The organism is Clostridia bacterium, from assembly GCA_012841935.1.
Lineage (GTDB): Bacteria > Bacillota > Peptococcia > DRI-13 > DTU073 > DUTS01.
Map to the genome: position 1 here is coordinate 1 of DUTS01000003.1, position 3,219 is coordinate 3,219.

Sequence of the window (3,219 nt, forward strand, 5' to 3'; positions counted from 1 at the left end):
CTGGCCCGGGAGACAATCTTTAAATGTAGTCAAACTACAGGGGGCGTAAGTCTTTTCCCTGATAGATCCTTTTCCATGATTCTATTATCCAGGAATATACATCAGGATCCAAGTTTAAATTCTATTATTTAGTTTTCAAGGTTCAGTAGGGAAAAAAGAACCTAAAATATTTCCCTAAATCTTATTATACGAGGAGGTGGGAATGGTGTCCTCACGTTTACGCCTTCCCTTTACTTACCAGTAAATAGAGGGCAAATGTGCTGACCCCTTGTCCCATTTCATGAAAACACCGCCCCGTGGGAGAGTGCTTAATTGACTGCTTTCCCACGGGGCAGGTTATGGTTTCTATCTAAACCTTAAACATTTTACCATCTTCAATAAAAATAACCTTATCTGTAATTGAGGCAAAGGCGTTAGGGGCCATAGAATGAATAGGCACCACTTTTTTAGGTTGCAGTTTATCAATTAATTTTTCAATATCAGTAATAGTTGCATGCCCACTTGTGTGGAGAAACCGCATAGCAAAACCCACCTGTTTTAAATAACCCTCAAACTTTTTCTGATAGCCGCTATCACGATATCCATGCCACAGGGAATATACAAATAATCCATTTCTCAGCCCTGCTGTTTCCAAATCCCGTTTCATAGAAGGCCGCACCGTCATTACGATATTTTTTTCTTGCTTTTGCAAATTTGTTTTGGAGATGTGGTATGGCGAAAATCGTTTTGCATATTTTTCTCCAATTTTACTAAATATCTTTTTGGTTAACTGATAAGGGTAGAATACCTTTATGTTTTTGTATGCTGCTGAGGGATAGGGTAACTGATTCCCGAGCTGGCGAAGTTCATATAGAATATTAGCTGTGTATATGTCAACGATGAAAATCCTTCTTAACCGCAATGCGGCTCTGTAGAAACTTACTAGGCGGTCTATGTTTTGACTTGATGATTGGAATAGAACTGGGCCGGCTATATCCCTTGAATTTATAATTATCTGCTCTTCAAGCTCCCGCTCTGTCAATACTTCTTCATTTTGCTGCCCTAATTTGGTTCCCTCGATAAAAAGTATGTCGGCATTTTTCCTGGCCTTGTTAATAAATATATCAAAGCAGATATTTTTTCGCCCGTGGCTCCTAAAATCCCCAGTATATAAAATGGTTTTTCCGAGGCTTGATACCTCAAATGCTGCAGCATCAAAGGCCGAATGGTCCATAAGATAGGGCATAATTCTAAAGGCACCAACAGAAAACGGTTCGTGCATCTCAAATATCCTTATGTCATAATTTTCTAATGCAATTTCGTCTATTAGATGGAAAATATTTGAAAGCTGAATTAGCTTAAACGTTCCTGCTGATAGGTAAACAGGGATGTCCGGGTTAACAAACCTTAAAAGCCCATAATGGTCAAGATGGGCATGGGAAATAACAACTCCGTCGAATTTAGGGCTATCCCATAGATACAAGCCCTTAATGTCGGGCAACACACCTAGCCCAAGAAGAACATCCGGATCTTGTAATGCCACGGAGTCATCGATGGGCTCGTTGTTAAGAAATAGCGGATAGCCGGCATCAAGCAAAATCCTACCAGTCCCAGACTGAAGCTCCAGAAATGTACCCCCTATTTCCTTGCTACCCCTATGGATAATCGCCCTCATCGGCAAATTCCTTTCTTTGGACCCCGAGACCTGAGCTACGGTTCTTTTCATTAATTATTTTAGCCATTTGCTCCCCTTTCATATTTCGTTGAAATAGTGTGTTTCTAAAATTTGATTTGCATCTTCGTTTAAAACGAAGAAATCTATTTCAAGTTCCCGCATCAATAGGCGTATTTTATGGTCAGTAAAATCGGTATATGCCCGGCTATTTTTAAAGATAAGTACACCTTTACGTAATGCCGGATTATTTTTGATCTTGAAATCCCGAAGCAATTTTTCATGATCTAACATCAGGTAATATGTGTATATTTCCAAAACACAGCGCAGAAGTGTTTCTTTACTCTTAGGTCCCTTTAATTCCAGAATATATACACTGTCCGTATCCCTTGCCAAAAGATCAATGGCTGCCCCCCTACCATCCCCTAGAGGAGTTTGGTAATGAAGAATCTTACTAAAGAGCTGTAAAGTTTTATTATTGAAAAGTTTCATGGCAATACGTTGTTCTTCCTGTTCCCATTTGCGGCCATCGGCTTCTCTAGGGGTTGTTCCCTTACGGGAGACCTTGTAGGAATCGGTTCTCTCTACAGGATCAATTTGCTTTAGCCTTTCCAATTGTTCCAACAAATGTGATGCTATAACTTCGGTATATTTTTCCTTGGTATCCGATGTGATCCCCCGATAATTTACAAAACCCTCTGAATATAGTTCGTTAATCTTGCCTGGCCATAAATATTCTTCCACCTTACTTATAACTTCCTTTTTAGTGTAGGTAGTAGTCATTTACGTTTACCTCCCTTTCATTTAAACGCCCATTTATTTCATTATAACATCATCTGCCTAAATATTCCTCAATCCTAATTTCGGCTACCGTAGCTTGATATGCCTTAAGGTTTCCCAGTAGGACGAATAACCTGTCCCCTCGCCCCATACCGGCTCCTTGTAAATAATCTTAATATAGTTTTGTACAACTCAACCCTAAGTTTTTCCCTTAACCACCTCGGCATTAACAGTAAGTGTACCTTCACCACTAAAATTAACCCCGGCAATTTTTTGTAAACCGGTCGGGATTCTTTCCTCGTTGATTAATATCTTATCCACCGTTGGTCCTGAATTAAGACTTTCCCCTAGGATCCCTATCGCCACCCTAACCTCCCTACTTTCTTCCTTCAATTCCTTTCCAGCTTTAACATAATAAATTCTCGCAACCACCCAAGTAATAAAACCCCCTATCATAACACTTATAATCCCCCAAAATGGCCCTTGTGACAAATCAACGAGCCATTTAACGCATAACACCATCTATACACCCTCCCCATATCTTGTTTTGAGCAAAACAGCCACTACAATAATTCAAAAAATTTCACAAACCCCCTTGTGTCTCCATCTTCATCAAACTTGGGTCTTTCAAAACACAAGTCACTACCATTTTTAAAAACGACTACCGCCCTTACCAAAATGGCCCTTTCATCTTTATAAATAAATTCTTTCTTAACTCCTGCAATTGTATTTCTCGCAAATTTATGCTAAACAAATTTTTCAGCCGTTGTTACCGTTTCCACTAAAAA

The 3,219-nt window shown here is 39.5% G+C and carries 3 protein-coding genes; all 3 read right to left on the reverse strand.

Annotated features, from left to right (window positions below):
* Window positions 1-349 precede the first annotated feature (349 nt).
* Window positions 350-1,654: an MBL fold metallo-hydrolase gene (locus GX687_00120; protein ID HHX95862.1), complete on the reverse strand. Its 1,305-nt coding sequence runs from the start codon at window positions 1,652-1,654 to the stop codon at window positions 350-352.
* Between the two features lie 78 nt (window positions 1,655-1,732).
* The gene (locus GX687_00125) at window positions 1,733-2,434 is read right to left on the reverse strand and encodes a hypothetical protein (GenBank protein HHX95863.1); all 702 of its coding nucleotides are present in this window, start codon (window positions 2,432-2,434) and stop codon (window positions 1,733-1,735) included.
* Window positions 2,435-2,629: 195 nt separating this feature from the next.
* Window positions 2,630-2,863: a hypothetical protein gene (locus GX687_00130; protein HHX95864.1), complete on the reverse strand. Its 234-nt coding sequence runs from the start codon at window positions 2,861-2,863 to the stop codon at window positions 2,630-2,632.
* Between the last annotated feature and the right edge of the window lie 356 nt (window positions 2,864-3,219).